Origin of the sequence: Vibrio cionasavignyae (genome assembly GCF_050337155.1) — a bacterium.
Lineage (GTDB): Bacteria > Pseudomonadota > Gammaproteobacteria > Enterobacterales > Vibrionaceae > Vibrio > Vibrio nomapromontoriensis.
Window position 1 is genome coordinate 15,985 of record NZ_JAKJSR010000017.1, and the last position, 21,329, is coordinate 37,313.

Sequence of the window (21,329 nt, forward strand, 5' to 3'; positions counted from 1 at the left end):
AGAATTACTCACCATTCTGTGATCTCAGCCATTTAACGATACGCGTTATTAGAGTTAGTCAATAAAGCTATTTCATTGCTATATTTACTTAATGGCGTTAAATCATTTACCTATAGTCAGATAATCTCATACGGCAGTATCATCACTGCTTGGTGCGCAAACACCACAACAAGTAATGTAGAACTAGAAGGCTTAGTGGTTAAAAGCAATAAGGGAGATCGAATGCATCTGTTAGTGACCGGTGGTACTGGATTTATCGGTAAAGAACTACTTAAACACCTCACCACACACACGGTTACCGTGATCAGTCGTGATGTTGAAGCAGCAAAATCGACACTCCAGCATACCGATGTTGGAAACATTACTTACTTATCCACTCTCGATACTTTTGACGACCTCAACGCATTTGATGGTGTCATTAATCTTGCAGGAGAACCCATTGCGGATAAGCGCTGGAGCCAACATCAGAAAAAAATCATCTGCGATAGCCGTTGGAAAACCACTGAAACGATCGTCACTCTTATTCACGCGAGTACCGAACCACCCAGTGTTGTCATTAGCGGCTCTGCCGTGGGCTATTACGGCGACCAACAATCCCATCCTTTCGACGAAAGCTTACAGGTGCATCAAAACTCGTTTGCTCACAACGTGTGTGAGAAATGGGAAGCTATTGCAATGAGAGCGCAATCAGAGCGGACACGGGTTTGTCTATTACGCACTGGTGTTGTATTGGGGGACAATGGCGGCGCACTACACAAAATGTTACTTCCATACAAACTAGGGCTTGGTGGCCCAATTGGTCATGGTAAGCAGTATCTACCATGGATCCATATCCTCGATATGGTAAGAGGTATCGTCACCTTACTCGACACCCCCCATGCACAAGGCCCTTACAATTTTTGCGCACCCCACGCAGTTTCTAACGCGTTATTTAGCCGAATATTAGCAAGAACCCTAAAACGCCCTCACTTGTTAATGACCCCTACATGGCTCATAAAAGTACTCATGGGAGAGTCATCATGCTTGTTACTAGACAGTGTCAGAGCAAAACCTAAACGCTTAACTGAAATCGGGTTTAACTTTTCTTTTCCTCATGTAGAACCCGCATTGAAAAATATTCTTATTAAAAGTCGATAACGCTTGTCTCAACCGTCTACTCATCGCTATGGTGAAGCTTCAAAAGGACTAAGGCGTTAACTCTAAAATGAAAAAAGCGATATTAATCACAGGTTGCTCCAGCGGTATTGGTTATACCGCTGCACATGAACTCAATCAGCGTGGCTATCATGTCATAGCGTCATGTCGCTCAATAGAAGACGTTAAACGTCTTCAAAATGAAGGGCTAACTTGTATTCAATTGGATCTGGCTGATGCCAAGAGCATCCAACTTGGGGTACAAAAGACTCTCGACCTATGTGAAGGACGGCTATATGGTTTATTCAATAACGGAGCCTACGGACAACCAGGAGCGTTAGAAGATCTCCCAACTGATGCACTGAGAGCGCAATTTGAGGCTAATTTCTTTGGCTGGCATGAATTAGTTCGACTCATTTTACCCATTATGCGCCAACAAAATGAAGGGCGAATTATCCAAAATAGTTCCGTCCTTGGTTTCGCCGCAATGAAATATCGAGGGGCTTATAACGCCTCTAAATTTGCACTGGAAGGATGGACAGATACGTTGCGTTTAGAGTTGCACTCATCCAACGTCCGTATTGCTTTAATTGAACCCGGCCCTATCGAAACACAATTTCGAAGCAATGCTAAAATCGCTTTTCTTAAATGGATCAACGTCGAAGCCAGCATCCATAAAACCGAATATCAAAAGCAACTGCAACGCCTCTCCGTCACAGAATCGAACAATCAATTTGTGCTACCTCCAGAGTCCTGTCTCCCGGCATTGATTCATGCCCTAGAGTCCTCACGCCCCAAACTCAGGTACCGAATCACTACGCCAACGAAGATCTTTGCGGTACTAAAAAGACTGTTACCAGGAAAGTGGCTTGATCCTATATTGCGAAAAGCTGCATAGAATTCGTTCATTTGTAATTTTAGTGTCACAAAGTATCGATATATTACTCAATATAGGCTCACGGCAATCTGTTTTATCGCCGTGACTTTCTAAAAGGATCATCACAGATCCAATAACTTGCAGTGATTAATCTGGATACGACAATATGACGTTAAATCAGCTTAACTGGGTCGCTGTGGGGGTGACACTCGCCTATTTTGTTTGGTTTTAACTCCCCCAAACAGCGATACCAAAAACACCATGAACACCGTGCTGAAAAGTACGGTGTTTTGGTTTCTACGCCTTGCTTAATGTCTTTATGACCTTGAATCTTCTTATGACCTTGAATTTCTGCTCTTTCATACCAATCTTGCTTGTAGAACTAACGTGAATACAAACAAGGACTATTGGATGCAACCACCGTACATTGTTGATCTGAATGAGCAAAATTTTCGCCAAGTATTAGAAGGCTCCATGAGCACTCCGGTACTCATTCATTTCTGGGCGCCGATGAGTGAAGAAAGCGTTCAAATGATCCCATCATTGAAAGCGTTAACAGAACAATACAGCGGCGCTTTTACCCTAGCCCTGTTGAACTGCGAAGAGCAACAAGCCATTGCAGGTCAATTTGGCGTACAAACGCTGCCGACGATTGCATTATTCGTCAATGGTCAGCCTGTAGATGGGCTAGGCGGTCCTCAGCCTCTTGAAGCCATCACAGCCATGTTAACAAAACACCTTCCTAGCCAAGATGAATTGACGGCACAAAAAGCGCTAGAACTGACTCAGCAAGACGCGCATACCGAAGCGCTAACTCTCTTTGCTACTTTATCAGAAGAGTACCAAAGCAAGGGTGAAATCAAGCTTGCAAGAGCAAACAGCTTATTAGAAACCAATCAATTCGAACTCGCAGAAGCTATGCTAGACAGCATTCCGCTAGAATATAAAGATAACTACTATAAATCGTTGGTTTCTAAACTTGAGCTGCATAAACAAGCTGCCGATAGTCCAGAAATTCAATCACTAGAGGCCGCTCTCAAAGCGTCTCCTGACGAACTCAAAATCGTTGCAGAATTGGCGCTGCAATACCATCAAGTCAGCCGAGATGAAGAAGCCCTTGCGCTGCTTTGGGGCTACGTGAGCCGCGATCTCAATGCTCTAGATGGCGAGCTTAAGAAAACCTTCATGGATATCCTCTCAGCCCTAGGACAAGGTAATCCCGTCGCCGGTAAATATCGCCGACAGCTCTACTCCTTGCTTTACTAATTAATTAAAAGGGAGGCTAAGCCTCCCTTTTAATTAAATAATTGATATTATTTACAATTTAGTTACTTCACTAAATACACACCTATACACTATTCCATTTGCGCTCACGCTCATATTGATCCAGAATGGATTAAATTTTATACAAGGAGTTGACTCATGGCTATTGATGCAATGGTTACTATTGGTGGTTTTATCCTCGTCGCTATCGTGTTTTTGGTGGCTGGGGTAAAAACGGTATCACAGGGCGACAACTGGACTGTCGAACGTTTCGGGCGCTACACCCATACTCTGAGACCCGGACTGAACCTCATCATTCCATTCGTCGACTCTATTGGCAATAAAGTCAATATGATGGAGCGCGTGCTTGATATCCCACCACAAGAGGTCATTAGTAAAGATAATGCCAATGTGGTCATTGATGCTGTCTGCTTTGTGCAAGTCATCGACGCGGCTAAAGCCGCCTATGAGATCACTGATCTTGAACATGCTATTCGCAATCTTACTCTCACCAATATGCGTACTGTACTTGGCTCAATGGAGCTTGATGAAATGCTCAGCCAGCGTGACTCCATAAATACTAAGTTGCTTGCTATCGTTGATGAGGCAACCAACTCTTGGGGTGTAAAAGTAACTCGCATCGAAATCCGTGATGTCCAGCCACCAGCCGACCTCACCGCTGCGATGAATGCTCAAATGAAAGCCGAACGAAACAAGCGCGCTGAAGTTTTAGAAGCGGAAGGGGTAAGACAGGCTCAGATTTTACGTGCCGAAGGACACAAGCAATCCGAAATCTTAAAGGCAGAAGGTGAAAAGCAAGCTGCTATACTTCAAGCAGAAGCGCGAGAAAGAGCCGCCGAAGCAGAAGCTAAGGCAACTGAGATGGTGTCGATGGCTATCGCCCAAGGTGATATGCAAGCAGTTAACTACTTTATCGCCCAAGGTTATACTGACGCCCTAAAATCGATTGGCCAAGCCGAGAACGGCAAGATCATAATGCTACCACTCGAAGCAACTGGGCTAATGGGCTCAGTGGCTGGCATCGCGGAAATGTTCAATCAATCAAAAGCCGATAACAAGGATAAAGCGTGATTGAGTTATTAAACCAAGTTAACTACTGGCACTGGCTTGCATTTGGGTTACTTCTGTTATGTGGGGAGCTACTCGGTACCGCTGGCTATTTATTGTGGCTTGGGATCTCTGCTATGTTGGTTGGCATCATTGTCGCCTTTCTGCCAATCAGTTGGCAGCTACAATGGGTAAGCTTTGGCGTATTTGCCCTTGTGCTCACGTGGCTATGGTGGCGTAAGCAGCATAAGACCGACATACGCTCAGATAATAACCGAGAGCTGAACCAAAAAGATAAGCAGCTGATCGGTCAAACCGCCGTGTTAGAGCACGATATCAGTAAAGGTAAGTGCAGAATTAATCTTGGTGACACCTCTTGGACAGCCTATAGTGATGAACCCATAGCCTCGGGATCACTCGTACGAGTTATTGATGTAGACGGCATTACACTTTTGATCGAGAAAGCTGATTAAGCGCTCTAAAAATCGTTAAAGTAATCAAATAAGCATAATCGGCAAAACATGTACCCTAAGCAGCTCAACCGAGCTGCTTATTCTTTCTCCATCAATTGAAAGTTAAAGGCTTTTCCTTTCGAGACTAAGGTATTCAATGTCTGACCAACACAGCTATTTTTGCTATGTTTGTTGGTCGCACTCACTAACCCTTTACGATCTATCTTGATGACTTGCTTTCCATCCATACTGCGATAATACGCAATCCGGTTTTGATCTTGATATTCCGCAAATAAGGTTATTGAGCCGCTGCGGTAGGGTTTACCGACCTCACACACCACAACATCAGGAAAACCATCAAATACTTCGGCATTGGCCATAAAAGCTAAACAAATCCCCCCTAACCCCCACCAGCGTCTTACCATAATATTCCTCTCCCTCACACAACCGCCACAAATAATACGCCAGCCCTTACCAGCCAGCATTGTTAATAACCTAGTATAATTTCAACATGTAGTTAGGATAATTAGTGAATATTAGGGTAATGAATAACACTATTCTCCAAGCGTAAAAAAGCCCCTAATGAAACACTAGAGGCTATGGGTCATCCGTTATCGTTTATCGCTACGATTATCGCTCTTCGCTATTACGCTTATGCTTTGGTACATAATTTAAAATCGAAATCGGCACTGGTTTACGAGGTTCAAAACCTTCAATCTCCACGCGCTCAAGCAAGTGCCCTAATCGACTTTCGATCATGCATAAATTCTTAAAGTTGTCTTTCGATACTAAAGATACTGCCTCGCCCGCCGCTTCTGCTCGCCCTGTACGACCAATTCGGTGCACATATTCATCTGCCGGAAATGGTAAGTCATAGTTAATCACAACCGGTAAGTTTTCAATATCGATACCACGCGCTGCAACACCTGTCGACACCAAGTATTGAATATTCCCAGCCTTAAAGTCTTCAATCAGCTGCTGACGAACTTTTTGGTTACGGCCACTATGAAACGCTTCTGCTTGAATTCCGCGCTTCTCAAGCTGGCTTACTAGCTTTGCTGCGCCGTGCTTCGTCTCAATAAAAATCAGCGCTTGAGACCATGAGTTCTCTGTTAATAAATGGCTTAACAATGATGACTTAATATCTTTATCAACCGTCACAATCCATTGCTTAATGTTTCCCTTCGACGCACTATGTTTAGCGATACTGATTTCTGATGGGTTATCAATTGCGCTGCGAGCCAATTCTCGAACTGGATTAGATAACGTGGCAGAAAACAGCAGTGTTTGCGCGTCTTCTGGTACCCGAGCAATAATCTTGTTAATCGCTTCGATGAAGCCCATATCAAGCATTTTGTCAGCTTCGTCCAATACCAAGCATTCCACTTCATCAAAGTGAATAGCATGTTGTCCATAAAGGTCTAACAATCTGCCCGGTGTTGCCACCACAATATCAATACCATCAATTAACGCTTGCTTCTGTGGGGCATAATCAACACCACCGTACATCGCCATCGATTTTAGTGATAACTCTTGGCCGTATGTTTCAATGCTCTGGTGAACTTGTTGCGCTAACTCTCGTGTCGGAGTCAAAATAAGCGCTCTTGCCCGCTTCTTACGCTGGGTTTCCGCTCGACTTAATTTTTCTAGAATAGGCAACACGAAACTCGCCGTTTTACCTGTACCTGTTTGCGCCGCAGCAAGAAGATTGTCACCGTTTAAAATCAGGGGAATCGCTTTATTCTGAATCGTAGTAGGCTTGTCGTAACCTACTTTTTCAATCGCATTCAGTAATGGGGCACTGAGCCCAAGTTTAGTAAACGGCATAAAGAGTCTCTCACATTGTCGATGACGCGCTAGTAATAACGCGTGATGAATGACGCGCAATAAGGTGATGATAGTGTAGCAGATACGATATATATCGCAGAAAAAGCAAAACCCCTGATAACTCAAGGAGCTATCAGGGGTTTCTTAATAAATGGCGCGCCCTGTAGGATTCGAACCTACGACCACATCCTTAGAAGGGACGTGCTCTATCCAGCTGAGCTAAGGGCGCGCTACAGGGAAAGGATTATACGAGATGAACTCGGTAAATCAATGGCTTTCTTACTCTTTGTGATTCAAATGCCCAAAAAAACCACAACCTATCAGTCAATGGTGATATTTCAAACGAGGCAAACGTTTGCTTTCTGGCTTTTGAAATACTTTTCTGGGACAATACACACAAAAATAACAGCCAATTAACTTTCTCAAGGAAAATTATGACTGCTCAAAACATCGATGGGAAACTTATTTCTCAAACTGTCCGCTCTGAAGTCGCTGCACGAGTAAAAGCACGTACCGATGCTGGCCTTAGGGCACCGGGCTTAGCGGTTGTTCTGGTAGGTGAAGATCCTGCCTCACAAGTTTACGTCGGAAGTAAGCGCAGAGCGTGTGAAGAAGTGGGATTTGTTTCTAAGTCTTATGATCTGCCTGCAAACGCAAACCAAGATGAGCTATTAAGCCTTGTAGATACACTTAATAACGACCCTGAAGTAGATGGTATTTTAGTGCAATTGCCTCTCCCCGCAGGCATTGACGACACGCTTATTCTTGAGCGCATCATCCCAGAGAAAGACGTTGATGGTTTCCATCCCTACAATGTAGGTCGACTCGCTCAACGTATGCCTAAACTACGCTCTTGCACACCAAAAGGTATTATTACCCTATTAGATCGCTACAACATCCCAATGCGTGGCAAACATGCCGTCGTCGTTGGTGCATCTAATATCGTCGGCCGCCCTATGACACTTGAGCTTCTACTTGCTGGCTGCACCACAACGACGTGTCATCGCTTCACTAAAGATCTAGAAGGTCATGTTCGTCAAGCCGATATCGTCGTGGTTGCCGTTGGTAAACCTAACTTCATTCCTGGTAACTGGATCAAGAAAGGTGCTGTTGTTGTTGATGTGGGTATCAACCGAATGGACGATGGAAAATTAGTTGGCGATGTGGAATATGATGTAGCGAAAAACAACGCCAGCTTTATCACCCCCGTCCCAGGTGGTGTTGGCCCAATGACCGTGGCAAGTTTGATTGAAAACACCATGATTGCCTGCGAACAGTTCCACACGGTTAAAAAGTAACCCGCAACTTTTCAACGCTGCGAATACGATAACACCTCAATTTGATACATCAGGTTGAGGTGTTTTTACTTTAAACGCATATAAATCAATATAATAATTAATACTGGTTCTCATTTTTTTCCAATATACGTTTTGACAATTGGCATTTTGCACTTAGGTCACGGTTTTTCGACCCTTCCTCAGATAGAACTACCTAAAACGAAAAATCATACTGAATCATGAGGATAAGACACTATGTACAAAAAGAGTGCCACGATTACTGCCGAAAGCGGCCTTCATACACGTCCTGCTGCCCTATTTGTTAAAGAAGCAAAAAAGTATGCGGAAGACGTAGAGCTTATCTCGCAAGGCAAAAGCGCCACCGCAAAGAATCTCTTCAAAATCCAAACATTAAACTTGGTAAAAGGGACGGAAGTGACCGTTCAGTCCTCCAATCGCCAAGCGGTTGACGAGCTCACTCGCTTTTTGGAAGGGGTAACCGGCTAGGTAACGCCATCGGAAAAGAGTAAATAGTTACCGGAATAGATAATAGAAAGGCCTTAAAGTAAAGATTCTTAAGGCCTTTCTTGTAAAATTCGCGTCATAAATACAAAGCTATCGATAAAGAACTGTCGATAATGAACTATCGACACAGAATCAACGCGTATTAATCCATTGCAATTCGGTCAGCTAAATGACTAACAGCGAGCGCAAAATAATACGAACGGTTCCACTTCATCAATACATTGTAATTGTTATAAACCAGGTACACGCGACCATTTTCGTCATCAGGCATAATTAACCATGCCTTAATGTCTTCATCTAGCTGTGGCAACGGGCGACCATCATAACGAGTGACGCCAAGCTTACTCCATTCTTGAAGATACTTACCTTTTTCAGCCTCTCGCCCTTGTAGCTCGGGTGAAATACCATGAGGGACTTTAACTTGGCGTCCCCATGTATAACTGTCATCCCATCCCGACTGGGCAAGATAATTGGCAGTCGACGCAAAAACATCGGCTTCTGAGTTCCAAATATCCTTTTTCCCATCACCGTTACCATCGGCAGCAAAGTTTAAGAAAGAGCTCGGCATGAACTGACTTTGCCCCATTGCCCCCGCCCATGAACCTTTCATTTTATCCGGGGCAATATGTCCTTGCTCCAAAATAGTCAGCGCCGCTAATGCTTCTTTACGGAAAAAGGCTTCACGTCGCCCTTCATAGGCTAAAGTCGACAACGCATCAATAACTCGATAATTGCCCGTAAAGGTACCAAAGTTGCTCTCTACGCCCCAAAGCGCGACGATAAAGCGAGACTGAACACCATATTCATCCGCGACCTTCTGAAGTTCAGCGTAGTATTTTTGGTGCAATTCTTTGGCTTTTTTAACTTTCCAGTCTGGCACCGCTCGCGGTATGTATTCGTCTAGTGTTAGCTTTTTCTCTGGTTGATTTCGATCGGCAGTCACCGCTCTTGGCTTAAACTCAACGCCTTGAAATGCTTCTGTTAAGATCTGTTGCGAGATACCTAACGACTTTGCTTCTTGCTTTAAGCCTTCAACATACTCTTCAAAGCTTCCTTTTTCTGATGCTAGTACGCTCGCCGATAAGCTCACGCCTAACACAACTGATAACATTCTTTTCAAAGTGCCCTCCCCAGAGCGTCTTCACCGGTTTGTCTTTATTATTTTTTCTGCGCCTTTTTTCGCTCTTTGTAAGTTTCGAGCAAATTCTCTTGCGGTGGTGGTAGCTGTAAGAAAAAACCCTCATTTTGTAATGACTGTTTAACGATATCGACATCCACTTGCGCTAACGTTCGGCCATCCAATTTTACTACCATAACTAACGTCGGTTTTCCGAACATTTCAAGTAAGGCGTCAGGAACCTGTGAAAAGTCATCTTTCTTAGTGATATAGAGGTAAGCCCCTTGCTTTTTTGCACTTTTATAAATTGAACAAAGCATTGATATGTCTCTTTTGCCATCGCGGTTTTTGTCGAAAAAAAGGCGATACAGGTTGTTTAATCGAAAATGAGAGTAAATTATCTATTTGGGAGCAAGATAGCTTGCTGTCTTTAGTGTTGAAATATAACATGATTAGCCTAACCTAAAGCAATGTCATTGGCACAAGGATTTGATCATTAATGTCACCATCCCCTGATTTGAAAGGCAGTAGCTTCACTTTATCGGTGTTGCATCTTTCTGACAACGATGTGTCTAAAGCCGTTCACTTTTTACAAGAAAAAGTTAAGCAAGCTCCGACGTTTTTTGCTGCGGCACCCGTTGTCTTGAATATCAGCCAAGTCCACGACGACATACAGTTTCTCGACCTAAAACTCGGCATCGAAGAAGCCGGAATGATCCCTGTCGGCGTGACGGGGTGTAAAGATAAACGTACCCAAAATCTAGCATCTGACGCTGGATTTGCCATTATGACGGCAAGTAAAACGCCAGCCAAAGCGCCGGCAAAAATGGAGCCGACCAAAATAATTCGTACTCCCGTGCGCTCCGGCCAACAAGTTTATGCCAAAAATGGCGACTTGGTGATTTTAAGCCACGTGAGTGCCGGTGCTGAAGTGATTGCTGACGGTACTATTCATATTCATGGCACACTCCGAGGACGCGCGATTGCAGGCGCTAGCGGCTCCACCGACGCAAAAATCCTCTGTCACGATTTACAAGCTGAGCTAGTTTCCATCGCTGGTAACTACTGGCTGAGCGACCAGATTGAAAGTGAATACTGGGGGAAAAAAGTTATGTTTGGTATGACAGACGACAGCCTCAGATTTGACATTCTCACGATATAGAAATTAAGGAAGTAAGAATAATGGCCCGCATTATTGTTGTAACATCAGGAAAAGGTGGCGTAGGTAAAACTACCTCTAGCGCTGCTATCGCCTCTGGTCTTGCGTTAAAAGGTAAGAAAACGGCAGTGATTGATTTTGATATTGGTTTGCGTAACCTCGATCTAATCATGGGCTGTGAACGTCGCGTTGTTTATGACTTCGTCAATGTCATCAATGGTGAAGCGACCTTAAATCAAGCGTTAATCAAAGATAAGCGTACCGATAACCTCTTTATTCTTCCTGCTTCACAAACTCGCGATAAAGATGCGCTAACACGTGATGGCGTGCGTCGCGTACTGGACGATCTTGATGAGATGGGCTTTGACTTTGTTATCTGTGATTCACCCGCAGGTATTGAACAAGGTGCACTAATGGCGTTGTATTTCGCCGATGAAGCCATTGTGACCACAAACCCAGAAGTGTCTTCTGTGCGAGATTCAGATCGAATCCTTGGCATTCTCGACTCTAAATCAAGACGAGCAGAAGAAAGCCTAGAGCCTGTAAAACAACACCTACTGTTAACTCGTTACAACCCAACACGTGTCAACCAGGGTGAAATGCTGTCGGTTGAAGATGTTGAAGAAATTTTACACATCTCTTTACTTGGTGTAATTCCAGAAAGCCAAGCGGTGTTGAACGCCTCAAACAAAGGGGTACCGGTAATTTTCGACAATGAGTCAGACGCCGGATTGGCTTACAATGACACGGTTGAGCGCTTATTAGGAGAGCAGGTGGACTTCCGCTTCCTAACCGAGCAGAAGAAAGGTATTTTCAAACGTCTATTTGGGGGTTAATGCATGTCACTACTTGAATTTTTCCGCCCACAGAAGAAAAACTCGGCAAATCTTGCCAAAGAACGACTGCAAATCATTGTCGCTGAACGCCGCAGTGAAGGGTCGCCATCGCCCTCTTATTTACCGCAATTGAAAGAAGATATTCTGAAGGTCATAGCTAAATACGTTGAAGTGGATCCATCAATGGTCGATCTTTCATTTGAGCATAAAGATGATGATATCTCTGTACTCGAATTGAATGTTCAATTGCCTGAGGATGAAAGGTAAGCGCCTCCTTATTTGAGATAAGGCCAAACGCTCACCTTTGAAAGCTAAGGCTCAATCATTTCTGATTGAGCCTTTAAATAACGCCTGTCTTATAGATCTAGGTCTTTATTATCAATGCTCACGGGTACCGGCTTACTGATTAGATTGACCAACATAATCGAACGCGTATCGCCATCCTTCTCCTGGAAGATCGCATCAATACCTGCGAATTGACCTGCCGTCACTCGAACTTTTTGTCCAATGTCAGGGAGTGCACCTTCTTCCGCTTCAACATGCGAATAAACCGCTTGCTGAAGTTCAAACACCAGATCCCCTTGTACCTCTGTTGGCTGAGCACCAAAGCGAATAAAGTCAACCACGCCTCGCGTTGAGCGTATCGTGGTAAAAGAGGGACCAACTTCAAAATCAAACTGAATAAAAATGTACGAAGGAAACAGCGGCTCTTTGACCTTTTGTCTTTTTCCTCGTCGGATTCTTTCCACTTCGACTTCAGGGTAATAGCACTGTAAGCCTTGATTCTCTAAATGGAGCTTTGCTCTCGCTTGCTCACCGCGCTTACAATACAGTAAATACCAACGTTTCATTGTGTTCACTTAGCCTTAATTATTATAGTTCGCCTGCACTAACTGCCTTACATCGTACCACAAAGGCAACTTTTCCTAATAGGCAGTAGGGAGCTTCTTACAGCGCTTTATAGACAAAACAGTCACTTCCAACGTAATAAAAGTGAAATATTAGTTTCCAGCACGCAGCTCCCGTGCCTTCCTGGTTAAAAATTCTTACAATTTAACAACTTAGCTCAATCATTCAAATGGGCTATAAATCAACCCTATTGCAGTTTTTAATTTTGTTATGTATATCTTGATGCACATTATATTCTTTCATAACTAAAATTAGTAAAACTTATGACAGCACAACATAACATTTTAGGTCACCCTCGGGGGCTGTTTTTACTGTTTGGTACTGAGCTATGGGAACGTTTTTCCTATTATGCGATGCGTGCCATTTTGGTCCTTTTCCTCACTGACGCAACGATGAATGGCGGTATGGGTTGGTCCACTAAAGATGCTCTGGATTTATATGGCATCTATACTGGACTGGTTTATATCACCCCACTCATCGGTGGCTGGATTGCTGACAACTACTTAGGTCAACGTCGCTCAATCATCATCGGCGGCATTCTAATGGCCGCAGGCCAGTTTACGCTTGCTATGCCTGTGGGTGCGATTGGACTGCCCGCTGAACAAGCTTTCTATCTAGGTCTGGCGTTGCTTATTGCTGGTAACGGCATGTTCAAGCCCAACATATCAACGATGGTTGGTGACCTTTACAAAGACGGTGACAACCGTCGTGATGGCGCGTTCACTATCTTCTATATGGGTATCAACTTAGGGTCGCTTTTAGCGGGTATCGCATCAGGTTCTGTAACTGGTTCTTACGGTTGGCGTGCAGGATTCTTGATTGCAGGTATCGGTATGGTGATCAGTATTGTGATGCAACTCACTCTGTCTAAGTCATGGTTAGGCGATATTGGTACCGTTCCTGCGGCAGCTCGCGCTAGAGCACTCAACAAAAACAAAACGAAAGCCCCCTTAACGCGCGAAGAACTAGATCGTCTTAAAGTCATTCTTATTATGGGCTTGTTTGTTATTGTATTCTGGGCTGGTTTTGAACAAGCTGGCGGCTTGATGAACATCTACACGCAGCAATATACAGACCGCATGATTGGTGGTTTTGAGGTCCCTGCAGCTTGGTTCCAGTCTCTTAACCCGTTCTTTGTGATTACGCTTGCTCCCGTTCTAGCCGCGCTTTGGGTAAAGCTGGGTAAACGTGAACCTAACTCTCCAGTTAAATTTGCTTTGGCACTGTTCTTCCTTGCGCTTGGTTTCTTGTGCATGGTGGGTGCGGTAATGGAACAAGGCGGTGATACCAACGTGAAAACGTCTATGCTGTGGCTAGTGGGTGCTTTCTTCTTCCATACTTTAGGTGAGCTGTGTATTTCTCCTATTGGTCTGTCACTGGTAACCAAACTTGCTCCGCTACGTCTTGCTTCACTCATGATGGGTGCATGGTTTGGCTTTAACGCAATTGCAAACTACGTTGCTGGCTTGATTGGCTCACATGTGGGTGAGCTTGGCGCAATGTCCATCTTCGGTGGTATTGCTATCACAGCGGTTATTTCCGGCGTCATTTTGCTGCTATGCGCAAACACACTTGTAAAATGGATGCACGGTGCAGAACAATCGACAACATCAAACGCTCAAGAAGTCGAAGAGCAACAAGCTCAGATCGCTTAATTGATTCGAAAAAAATAGATGCGTAACAAAAAACGCCACCCTATCTAGGGTGGCGTTTTTTATGTCTAATAGCCAGTACACGTCAATATCGTCTATGCTCGGTTCTTCAACACCGTTCGGAGCTCATAAGCTCGATAAACCGCAAACTATAAACGCGCTTGAATTAGGTTTACCATCATGTCGATATGAAGCTCTGAATCGTTCAAACACTCTATATATTGGTAAGACTCACCGCCGGCGTCGACAAAAATATCACGACACTCCACAGCAATCTCTTCTAACGTCTCTAAACAATCAACTGAGAAAGCAGGTGTAATCACGTTTATACGCTTAGTGCCTTGAGTCGGCAATGCTTCTAACGTCTTCGCCGTATACGGCTGTAACCACTCTTCACGGCCAAAGATAGATTGGTAACTCATTCCTATCTGAGAGTCGTCCAATCCTAGCTCTTGCGCTAATAACGCCGTCGTGTGCTCACAATGCTGAGGATACACATCGCCATTATCAGCATAGCGTTTTGGAATACCGTGGTAAGAGCAAAGTAAGTAGTCTTGTCCGTGCTTATCCCAATGTGCTCGCACTTTTTGAGCTAACGCTTTGATGTAAAGAGGATGCTGATAATAATCTCGAATAAAGTCGATGCTCGGTATTGTAGAAAATGACTTACACGCTTTTGCTAACCCATCAAAAACGGCAGCGCTCGTTGTCCCTGAATATTGCGGATACAAAGGCAACACTATCACTTTCTCAACCCCTTGCTCTAGCAAAGAGGACATCCCATGCTTCAATGATGGATTACCATAGGTCATTCCCAGCTCTACAGGCACGTTTAAGCGCGCCTTTAATGCCTCTGCTTGCCTTACCGAGTAAACCATCAAAGGAGAGCCCTCATCCATCCACACAGACTGGTAGAGCTTAGCTACTTTTGGCGAGCGAACTGGCAAGATAACACCGTGTAAAATGGGGCACCACAGCCAACGAGTCATATCTACGACTCTATGATCATGCAAAAACTCACCTAAAAATGCCCGTACTGCTTTTGGTGTCGGCGCATCTGGAGTGCCTAGGTTAACTAAGAGTACTCCCGTGTTTGCTGCCATGCTCATAGACTTCCTTTTGATTTAACCAAATAACAACGGCAATTATACCCATTGAATCTAGGATTGGATCAATAAAAAAAACGACCCTTTAGGGTCGTTTTTTAACAAGATTCACGAATCAGCAATTAAGAGAGTGCTTTTTCGATGTCTGCGCTTACTGCTTCAACTTGCTTAGTACCATCAAATTTAAGGTACTGAGTGTTGCCTGCTTCGGCTTCTTTACCGTAGTAAGCAATCAATGGTGCAGTTTGATCATGATAAACACCTAGACGAGCACGAACTGTCTCTTCTTTGTCGTCATCACGAACCACTAGATCTTCACCAGTGATATCATCTTTACCTTCCACTTTGGGTGGATTGTAAGTCACGTGGTAAGTACGACCTGACGCTAGGTGCGCACGACGACCCGCCATACGATCAACAATCACGCTATCCGCTACGTCAAATTCAATCACGTAATCAACGTTAACGCCCATTTCTTTTAGGCCGTCAGCTTGAGGGATAGTGCGAGGGAAGCCATCTAGCAAGAAACCTTTCTCACAATCGTCTTGAGCAATGCGCTCTTTAATAAGACCTAAGATGATTTCATCTGAAACAAGTTGACCTGCATCGATAACCGCTTTCGCTTTCTTACCAAGCTCTGTGCCTGCTTTGATCGCTGCACGAAGCATATCACCAGTAGAAATTTGAGGAATCCCGTATTTTTCCATGATGAATTGAGCTTGTGTGCCTTTACCAGCACCTGGAGCACCTAGAAGAATGATGCGCATGTTGTTTCCTCTTATAAATAAAAAGACTTTATACCGAAGCTCACAATCAAAGCATGGCTTTGAATAGCGTATCGACGATAAGTTTCGGTATAAAAGTGAAATGAATGATTATTCAAGCGTCGCATTCTAGCATAGAAAATTCTCGCTTGGCGTGAAATACGACTAAAGAATGCCCGTAGAAAAGATAAAGTTAGCTAAAAACGAGATCCTCACTACGAAAAAACAATGAGCCCAGCACGCTGAGCCCATTGTTTTCAATAAACGTGACTACTTCACATTAGACAAAAGTCGGTTAACCGCACCTAGGAACTGCGAAGGATCCGTCATAGAACCGCGCTCGGCCAGCATCGCTTGTCCAAGCAATACTTCTACCCAGCCGCCAAACGCTTCTTCATCAGCTTCATCAGCCATGCGCTTAACCAATTCGTGCTCAGGATTAATTTCAAAGATGTATTTCACCTCTGGCACTTCCTGACCCGCCGCTTCTAGCAACTTCGCCATTTGTGTGCCCATTTCGAAATCATCCGTCACCACAACCGCAGGGGTCGTGGCAAGCTTAAAGGTTGTACGTACCTCTTTCACTCGGTCGCCTAGGTAAGCTTGAGTGCGCTCAACCACTGACTTGAATTCTTCTTCTGTTTCTTTGTGCTTCTCTTTCTCAGCTTCGTCTTCAAACTTGCTCAGATCAAGACCCGACTTTGTGATCGACTGGAACTGCTTGCCATCAAACTCCGTCAGGTAATTCATTAGCCATTCGTCAATGCGATCAAACATCAGTACCACTTCGATGCCTTTCGCCTTGAATTGCTCTAAGTGAGGGCTGTTCTTCGCCGCTGCATAACTATCTGCCGTCAGGTAATAAATCTTATCCTGACCTTCTTTCATGCGCTCAATGTAAGAGGCTAAACCGACGGTTTGCTCTGCTGAATCCACCTCAGTGGAAGCAAAACGCAATAGACCTGCCACTTTTTCTTTGTTGCCCATGTCTTCGGCAGGGCCTTCTTTTAGCACCAAGCCAAACTCTTTCCAAAACGATTGGTACTTTTCTTCGTCGTTTTTCGCTAAACGCTCTAGCATTGTTAATACACGTTTCGTGCAAGCATTACGTAGCGATTGCGTCACTTTATTATCTTGCAAGATTTCACGAGATACATTGAGAGGTAAATCGTTTGAATCAATCAAACCACGAATAAAGCGTAAGTAAGAAGGCATGAACTGCTCGGCGTCATCCATAATAAACACACGCTGAACATAAAGTTTTAAACCACTTTTATGGTCACGGTTCATCATATCAAACGGCGCTTTAGCTGGGATATATAGCAAGCTCGTGTAGTCGTTTTTACCTTCTACTTTGTTATGACTCCACTGAAGTGGGTCTGCAAAATCATGAGAAACGTGTTTATAGAACTCTTGATATTCTTCGTCGCTAATGTCTGACTTGTTGCGAGTCCACAGCGCTTGTGCTTTGTTGATTTGTTCCCATTTGGTTTCGCCTGTTTCTTTACCTTCCTCGTCGCGCTCTGCGGTTTGGATAGAAACAGGGATACCAATATGATCAGAATACTTGCTGATGATTTCTTTTAAACGCCACTCTGAAAGGAACTCTTTTCCTTCTTCACGCATATGAAGAACGATATCAGTACCGCGCGTTTCTTTAGTGATGTCTTCAATCGAGTACTCACCTTCTCCAGCAGAGTGCCATTGCACGCCCTGCTCTACAGGCGCACCAGCCGCGCGAGTGCGAACCGTCACTGCATCGGCAACAATAAATGCTGAATAGAAACCTACACCAAACTGACCAATGAGTTGTGAATCTTTGCCTTGCTCTTCAGAAAGCTTAGAAAAGAACTCTTTTGTACCTGATTTTGCGATTGTTCCTAAGTGCTCAATAACATCATCACGTGACATGCCCACGCCATTATCAGAAACGGTTAATGTATTGTGCTCTTCGCTAAACGACAATTTCACGCCAAGATCAGCATCGCCCTGATACAAATCACCGTTAGAAAGCGCTTGGAAGCGCAGTTTATCCGCCGCGTCCGACGCATTCGAGATCAGCTCTCTAAGAAAAATTTCTTTATTGGAATACAGAGAGTGAATCATTAAATGAAGTAGTTGCTTTACTTCGGATTGAAAGCCACGAGTTTCTTTATTGGTTGTTTCGGTTGCGCTCATGTTATCTCCATCACACTTTTCGTATCAAGTATCGACATTTATTTGCACTCGATACACTTAAGATTGCTCTGGTAAAGAAATGAGGCTGAAGATTGTAAATTCAAGGTCAAAAAACATAAAAATGCTGTTTTTTTGATTTGTTTTTATTATCCTTGTGCCCCTGACTATAAAAAAATCCTAAATTACTATAATTGGCACTGCGCGACATTCAGCGCCTAACTATTATTTTCCATCGCTCCGCGACAATTATAAAGAAGAATGCAATGAGTAACATAGGCACTAAGTTCATACTCGGCCAAAGATATATCTTTGATCCAAATAGCAATTCCTTGGTCGACCAAACCAACAATGATGAAGTAGTACGTCTTGGTAGTAACGAAAGTCGCATTTTGCTTCTGCTTGCAGAGCGTCCTAATGAAGTCGTCACTCGTCATGATTTACACGAATACGTTTGGCGCGACCAAGGCTTTGAAGTTGATGACTCCAGCCTAACCCAGGCGATTTCAACGCTTAGGAAGATGCTGAAAGACCCAACTAAATCACCGTTGTTTGTTAAAACGGTACCAAAGCGTGGTTATCAGCTCATTTCAACCGTGGAGCGCTCTGCGCCTTCAAGCTCTATTGACCTTAATAACGTCAATGAAGCGCCGGTGGCTGAACTGCCTAACGATCCAGCGGACGCTCAACCTACCACCACGACGCCGCATGTCGCAGTGAGTAAGCCACCAGCAGAAAAAACACCACCAGCAGTGTGGGGAATGATTGTTGCGGCCTTATTGTTACCAATCTTAGTACTGATTGGCACCAACCCTGCTGAATCCAGTTTTAGAGAACTTGCTATCGTTGATGAGGTGAAAATTGTCACACCGGAAAGTCACCCCGATGTTTCTACTTGGCAGCCTAAAATTGAACAATGTGTTCAAAAATACATTGAATCACACGAGCTTGATAAAAAACCCGATCAAGTCATTGTCACTGGTGATCAAAGCGATCAAATTGCACTTAACTTCATCCATACGGTGGAGCATTCTGGAGAGAACGTCACAATGAGAATCTTCACCGAGCAATCAGACCTAAGTAAAGTGTGCCAGTAGAAGGATATTATGATGAAAATGAAATACGCATCCATTCTACTTGCGGCCTCTACGGCGCTAAGTGCTTGGCTTTATTGGGGCAGCGACCTAAAACTGGAGCAAGTGCTCACCTCAAATGAATGGCAAAGTAACATGGTCGCTATCCTCGCATCCAGAAATGCGCCAGATACCGATATTGGCCCACTAAGCCGCCTAGAAATGTCAGCTAATGTGAAGTACCTCCCTGAAGGCACTTACATTCGTGAATCCTCTATGCGTCTATTTGGTAAGGATCCAAATTCACACACCTTGCTTAAGATCTCTGAAACAGGCAGCTGGGCGGTAAGCGATAACTACTTACTAATTTCGCCTCGTGAATTCAAAGACACGGCAACGGCTCAATCTGATGAATTTACCCATGAACAATTGGCAATGATTAAACAGTTTTTAAAAATGGAAGCGCAGCAAAGTCGCCGCATCGATATTGTTAATGGCAAAACGCTGCTTCTGACTAGCCTAAACCAAGGTTCATCGGTGCTATTTTCAAACTAAGGCATTAGTAAAAACAAGCCATCAATTGAAACAAAAAGGAGGCCCTTATTTGGCCTCCTTTTTTGTGCTTTCATCCTAAGGTAATTCTGCCACCAATGGATAATAGTGAAGGCCACAATCACTTATCGTGCATCTCACCGACCTTACTCCTCCGATTATCGGTCATCGCGTTCAGGTAGCTTACACGCCTAATTCAGCGATAAAAAACCAGAGCTGGAAAGCTCTGGTTCTTATCTGTCACACTAATCTGTAACGTTTATTGGTCACGCTGTTAAGCGTTTTATCTACTGATGCGCTTAGCCTAATAGGCTCATTGCTGCTTGAGGCGCTTGTTTAGCTTGCGCTAAGATTGAACTTGAAGCTTGAGAAAGAATTTGGTTCTTCGTCATCTCCGTTGTCTCTTTAGCGAAATCCGTATCTTTAATGCGGCTCTTCGATGCATTAACGTTTTCGTTAATGTTATCGAGGTTGTTGATAGCGTGGTCAAAGCGGTTTTGGAATGCACCCAGCTCTGCACGATGACTGTCGACGTATTTCAGCGCAGAATCAAGAATAGCAACGGACTCTTGTGCCCCACCAACGCTTGTCACGTCAATCGTGTTCACGGTTACTGCTTGGCCATCTTGCATGCCTAGCTCACCTGCGAGTGAACCGCCAAATGATACTTCACCGTCAACTTTGTTGGTGCCAGCAAACATTTGTAATTTGCCGTCTTCGTCTACAGATGCTTTCACTAGGTCCGTTTGACCATTGATGTAAGTCGCTAGCTGTTCAATGTCATCACCCGCTTTCGCTGTGATAGCAATGTTTTGCTCCTCACCAAAGCTGTCTGTAAGCGTAATGTTTAGCTCATTAGAACCTGCTGCTACGCTCCAGTCTTTATCTTTTGCGTTTTCAGCTTGGTAGCTCGTGCCACCCATTCTAACGTTGTCAGAGCGCATGTCGTTGAGGTTAAGCATAACTGCTTCACCATTATCCGCACCGATTTGGAATGATTGCGTGCCGTACGTGCCGTTCAATAGGCGGTTACCACCAAAAGATGTGGTTTCTGCGATACGGTTAAGCTCATCATTTAGCGCTGTCACTTCTTCTTGAATCGCCACACGCTCAGATTTTGAGTTTGAGCCATTTGAAGATTGCAGAGACAAATCACGCATACGTTGTAAGATGTTGGTCGTCTCATTCATCGCACCTTCAGCGGTTTGAGCAATCGAGATACCATCGTTTGCGTTACGTACTGCGACGTCAAGACCGCGGCTTTGCACATTCAAACGATTAGAGATTTGTAGACCCGCGGCATCGTCTTTTGCGCTGTTGATTTTAGAACCAGAAGCCAAACGCTCCATTGACGTCCCTTGCGCTTGACTTGCATTGTTTAGGTAACGCTGAGCGGTCATTGCCGATACGTTGGTATTTACATTCACTGCCATGTTAATTCTCCATTGATTTTCCGGTGTAGCGGTTTCCGACGTCTCGGAAAACCAAGTAGTTCTCTCAAAGTTACTTTCTTTATCGCCTTGCAAAGCAATAACTTGAGATTTTTTTAAAGATAATTGGATT

General features: G+C 44.2%; 22 protein-coding genes and 1 tRNA gene. 13 read left to right on the forward strand and 10 right to left on the reverse strand.

What is annotated here, in order from left to right; genetic code table 11:
* The first annotated feature begins 222 nt into the window (after positions 1-222).
* The 5 genes from L4D74_RS13485 (at position 223) to L4D74_RS13505 (ending at position 4,815) form a co-directional block, all read left to right on the forward strand.
* On the forward strand, positions 223-1,137 hold the full coding sequence (locus L4D74_RS13485; RefSeq protein ID WP_428752581.1) for a TIGR01777 family oxidoreductase: 915 nt from the start codon (positions 223-225) through the stop codon (positions 1,135-1,137).
* 67 nt (positions 1,138-1,204) lie between these two features.
* Positions 1,205-2,032 carry an SDR family oxidoreductase gene (locus L4D74_RS13490; protein ID WP_428752582.1) on the forward strand — a complete coding sequence of 276 codons (828 nt, stop codon included), beginning with the start codon at positions 1,205-1,207 and terminating at the stop codon, positions 2,030-2,032.
* A 390-nt stretch (positions 2,033-2,422) separates the two neighbouring features.
* On the forward strand, positions 2,423-3,277 hold the full coding sequence (locus L4D74_RS13495; protein WP_428752583.1) for a co-chaperone YbbN: 855 nt from the start codon (positions 2,423-2,425) through the stop codon (positions 3,275-3,277).
* Positions 3,278-3,433: 156 nt separating this feature from the next.
* A complete protein-coding gene (locus tag L4D74_RS13500; protein WP_428752584.1) occupies positions 3,434-4,366 on the forward strand; it encodes an SPFH domain-containing protein in 933 nt (310 codons plus the stop codon).
* Positions 4,363-4,815, forward strand: a complete 453-nt coding sequence (locus tag L4D74_RS13505) for an NfeD family protein (RefSeq protein ID WP_428752585.1) — start codon at positions 4,363-4,365, stop codon at positions 4,813-4,815. Before L4D74_RS13500 ends, L4D74_RS13505 begins: the two co-directional genes overlap by 4 nt.
* A gap of 77 nt (positions 4,816-4,892) precedes the next feature.
* Here L4D74_RS13505 and L4D74_RS13510 read toward each other — a convergent pair whose 3' ends face one another.
* From L4D74_RS13510 to L4D74_RS13520, 3 genes are all read right to left on the reverse strand, one after another.
* Complete coding sequence (locus L4D74_RS13510) at positions 4,893-5,279, reverse strand: hypothetical protein (protein ID WP_428752586.1); 387 nt, start codon at positions 5,277-5,279, stop codon at positions 4,893-4,895.
* Between the two features lie 145 nt (positions 5,280-5,424).
* Positions 5,425-6,621 (reverse strand): DEAD/DEAH box helicase, encoded by a 1,197-nt coding sequence (locus tag L4D74_RS13515; protein WP_265674576.1) that lies wholly within the window; start codon positions 6,619-6,621, stop codon positions 5,425-5,427.
* Positions 6,622-6,773: 152 nt separating this feature from the next.
* Positions 6,774-6,850, reverse strand: a tRNA-Arg gene (locus L4D74_RS13520).
* Positions 6,851-7,055: 205 nt separating this feature from the next.
* Here L4D74_RS13520 and folD point away from each other — a divergent pair.
* Positions 7,056-7,919, forward strand: coding sequence for a bifunctional methylenetetrahydrofolate dehydrogenase/methenyltetrahydrofolate cyclohydrolase FolD (gene folD / locus L4D74_RS13525; protein ID WP_428752587.1), 864 nt, complete (start codon positions 7,056-7,058; stop codon positions 7,917-7,919).
* A 234-nt stretch (positions 7,920-8,153) separates the two neighbouring features.
* Positions 8,154-8,405 (forward strand): HPr family phosphocarrier protein, encoded by a 252-nt coding sequence (locus L4D74_RS13530; RefSeq protein ID WP_265674574.1) that lies wholly within the window; start codon positions 8,154-8,156, stop codon positions 8,403-8,405.
* A gap of 160 nt (positions 8,406-8,565) precedes the next feature.
* Here L4D74_RS13530 and L4D74_RS13535 read toward each other — a convergent pair whose 3' ends face one another.
* Positions 8,566-9,543: a lytic murein transglycosylase gene (locus L4D74_RS13535; protein ID WP_428752588.1), complete on the reverse strand. Its 978-nt coding sequence runs from the start codon at positions 9,541-9,543 to the stop codon at positions 8,566-8,568.
* A gap of 38 nt (positions 9,544-9,581) precedes the next feature.
* Entirely contained in the window at positions 9,582-9,860 is a 279-nt protein-coding gene (locus L4D74_RS13540) for a YcgL domain-containing protein (protein ID WP_428752589.1), read from the reverse strand.
* Between the two features lie 179 nt (positions 9,861-10,039).
* Between L4D74_RS13540 and minC the strand changes: the two genes are divergently transcribed.
* Genes minC through minE form a run of 3 tightly spaced genes read left to right on the forward strand, consistent with a single transcriptional unit; the run spans position 10,040 to position 11,802 of the window.
* Positions 10,040-10,702, forward strand: a complete 663-nt coding sequence (gene minC, locus L4D74_RS13545; RefSeq protein ID WP_428752590.1) for a septum site-determining protein MinC — start codon at positions 10,040-10,042, stop codon at positions 10,700-10,702.
* Positions 10,703-10,722: 20 nt separating this feature from the next.
* A complete protein-coding gene (gene minD, locus L4D74_RS13550; protein ID WP_102470797.1) occupies positions 10,723-11,535 on the forward strand; it encodes a septum site-determining protein MinD in 813 nt (270 codons plus the stop codon).
* A 3-nt stretch (positions 11,536-11,538) separates the two neighbouring features.
* Positions 11,539-11,802, forward strand: a complete 264-nt coding sequence (gene minE, locus L4D74_RS13555; RefSeq protein ID WP_428752591.1) for a cell division topological specificity factor MinE — start codon at positions 11,539-11,541, stop codon at positions 11,800-11,802.
* 89 nt (positions 11,803-11,891) lie between these two features.
* Here the strand turns inward: minE and rfaH are convergent, their stop codons facing one another.
* Entirely contained in the window at positions 11,892-12,386 is a 495-nt protein-coding gene (rfaH, locus tag L4D74_RS13560) for a transcription/translation regulatory transformer protein RfaH (protein WP_428752592.1), read from the reverse strand.
* 321 nt (positions 12,387-12,707) lie between these two features.
* On the opposite strand from rfaH, the gene L4D74_RS13565 reads away from it, so the two are divergent.
* Positions 12,708-14,099 carry a peptide MFS transporter gene (locus tag L4D74_RS13565; protein WP_428752593.1) on the forward strand — a complete coding sequence of 464 codons (1,392 nt, stop codon included), beginning with the start codon at positions 12,708-12,710 and terminating at the stop codon, positions 14,097-14,099.
* Between the two features lie 146 nt (positions 14,100-14,245).
* Here the strand turns inward: L4D74_RS13565 and hemH are convergent, their stop codons facing one another.
* The 3 genes from hemH to htpG all read right to left on the reverse strand — a co-directional run bounded on the left by hemH (position 14,246) and on the right by htpG (position 18,144).
* The gene (hemH, locus tag L4D74_RS13570) at positions 14,246-15,205 is read right to left on the reverse strand and encodes a ferrochelatase (RefSeq protein ID WP_428752594.1); all 960 of its coding nucleotides are present in this window, start codon (positions 15,203-15,205) and stop codon (positions 14,246-14,248) included.
* Between the two features lie 119 nt (positions 15,206-15,324).
* Positions 15,325-15,969 (reverse strand): adenylate kinase, encoded by a 645-nt coding sequence (adk, locus tag L4D74_RS13575; protein ID WP_428752595.1) that lies wholly within the window; start codon positions 15,967-15,969, stop codon positions 15,325-15,327.
* A 267-nt stretch (positions 15,970-16,236) separates the two neighbouring features.
* A complete protein-coding gene (htpG, locus tag L4D74_RS13580) occupies positions 16,237-18,144 on the reverse strand; it encodes a molecular chaperone HtpG (RefSeq protein WP_428752596.1) in 1,908 nt (635 codons plus the stop codon).
* Positions 18,145-18,407: 263 nt separating this feature from the next.
* On the opposite strand from htpG, the gene L4D74_RS13585 reads away from it, so the two are divergent.
* Both L4D74_RS13585 and L4D74_RS13590 read left to right on the forward strand, forming a co-directional pair.
* Positions 18,408-19,238 carry a winged helix-turn-helix domain-containing protein gene (locus tag L4D74_RS13585; RefSeq protein WP_428752597.1) on the forward strand — a complete coding sequence of 277 codons (831 nt, stop codon included), beginning with the start codon at positions 18,408-18,410 and terminating at the stop codon, positions 19,236-19,238.
* Positions 19,239-19,250: 12 nt separating this feature from the next.
* Positions 19,251-19,769 (forward strand): regulatory protein ToxS, encoded by a 519-nt coding sequence (locus L4D74_RS13590; protein ID WP_428752776.1) that lies wholly within the window; start codon positions 19,251-19,253, stop codon positions 19,767-19,769.
* 296 nt (positions 19,770-20,065) lie between these two features.
* Here L4D74_RS13590 and L4D74_RS13595 read toward each other — a convergent pair whose 3' ends face one another.
* Entirely contained in the window at positions 20,066-21,199 is a 1,134-nt protein-coding gene (locus tag L4D74_RS13595) for a flagellin (protein ID WP_428752599.1), read from the reverse strand.
* Positions 21,200-21,329 lie beyond the last annotated feature (130 nt).

Excerpts from the sequence above, each read along its gene's own strand:
- minE (WP_428752591.1), top strand. The coding sequence starts at position 11,539 with ATGTCACTACTTGAATTTTTCCGCCCACAGAAGAAAAACTCGGCAAAT.
- L4D74_RS13495 (WP_428752583.1), top strand. The coding sequence starts at position 2,423 with ATGCAACCACCGTACATTGTTGATCTGAATGAGCAAAATTTTCGCCAA.
- L4D74_RS13515 (WP_265674576.1), bottom strand. The coding sequence starts at position 6,621 with ATGCCGTTTACTAAACTTGGGCTCAGTGCCCCATTACTGAATGCGATT.
- folD (WP_428752587.1), top strand. The coding sequence starts at position 7,056 with ATGACTGCTCAAAACATCGATGGGAAACTTATTTCTCAAACTGTCCGC.
- L4D74_RS13540 (WP_428752589.1), bottom strand. The coding sequence starts at position 9,860 with ATGCTTTGTTCAATTTATAAAAGTGCAAAAAAGCAAGGGGCTTACCTC.
- minD (WP_102470797.1), top strand. The coding sequence starts at position 10,723 with ATGGCCCGCATTATTGTTGTAACATCAGGAAAAGGTGGCGTAGGTAAA.
- L4D74_RS13590 (WP_428752776.1), top strand. The coding sequence starts at position 19,251 with ATGAAAATGAAATACGCATCCATTCTACTTGCGGCCTCTACGGCGCTA.
- L4D74_RS13595 (WP_428752599.1), bottom strand. The coding sequence starts at position 21,199 with ATGGCAGTGAATGTAAATACCAACGTATCGGCAATGACCGCTCAGCGT.
- L4D74_RS13490 (WP_428752582.1), top strand. The coding sequence starts at position 1,205 with ATGAAAAAAGCGATATTAATCACAGGTTGCTCCAGCGGTATTGGTTAT.
- L4D74_RS13530 (WP_265674574.1), top strand. The coding sequence starts at position 8,154 with ATGTACAAAAAGAGTGCCACGATTACTGCCGAAAGCGGCCTTCATACA.
- minC (WP_428752590.1), top strand. The coding sequence starts at position 10,040 with ATGTCACCATCCCCTGATTTGAAAGGCAGTAGCTTCACTTTATCGGTG.
- L4D74_RS13565 (WP_428752593.1), top strand. The coding sequence starts at position 12,708 with ATGACAGCACAACATAACATTTTAGGTCACCCTCGGGGGCTGTTTTTA.
- L4D74_RS13485 (WP_428752581.1), top strand. The coding sequence starts at position 223 with ATGCATCTGTTAGTGACCGGTGGTACTGGATTTATCGGTAAAGAACTA.
- rfaH (WP_428752592.1), bottom strand. The coding sequence starts at position 12,386 with ATGAAACGTTGGTATTTACTGTATTGTAAGCGCGGTGAGCAAGCGAGA.
- htpG (WP_428752596.1), bottom strand. The coding sequence starts at position 18,144 with ATGAGCGCAACCGAAACAACCAATAAAGAAACTCGTGGCTTTCAATCC.
- L4D74_RS13510 (WP_428752586.1), bottom strand. The coding sequence starts at position 5,279 with ATGCTGGCTGGTAAGGGCTGGCGTATTATTTGTGGCGGTTGTGTGAGG.
- L4D74_RS13585 (WP_428752597.1), top strand. The coding sequence starts at position 18,408 with ATGAGTAACATAGGCACTAAGTTCATACTCGGCCAAAGATATATCTTT.
- hemH (WP_428752594.1), bottom strand. The coding sequence starts at position 15,205 with ATGAGCATGGCAGCAAACACGGGAGTACTCTTAGTTAACCTAGGCACT.
- adk (WP_428752595.1), bottom strand. The coding sequence starts at position 15,969 with ATGCGCATCATTCTTCTAGGTGCTCCAGGTGCTGGTAAAGGCACACAA.
- L4D74_RS13500 (WP_428752584.1), top strand. The coding sequence starts at position 3,434 with ATGGCTATTGATGCAATGGTTACTATTGGTGGTTTTATCCTCGTCGCT.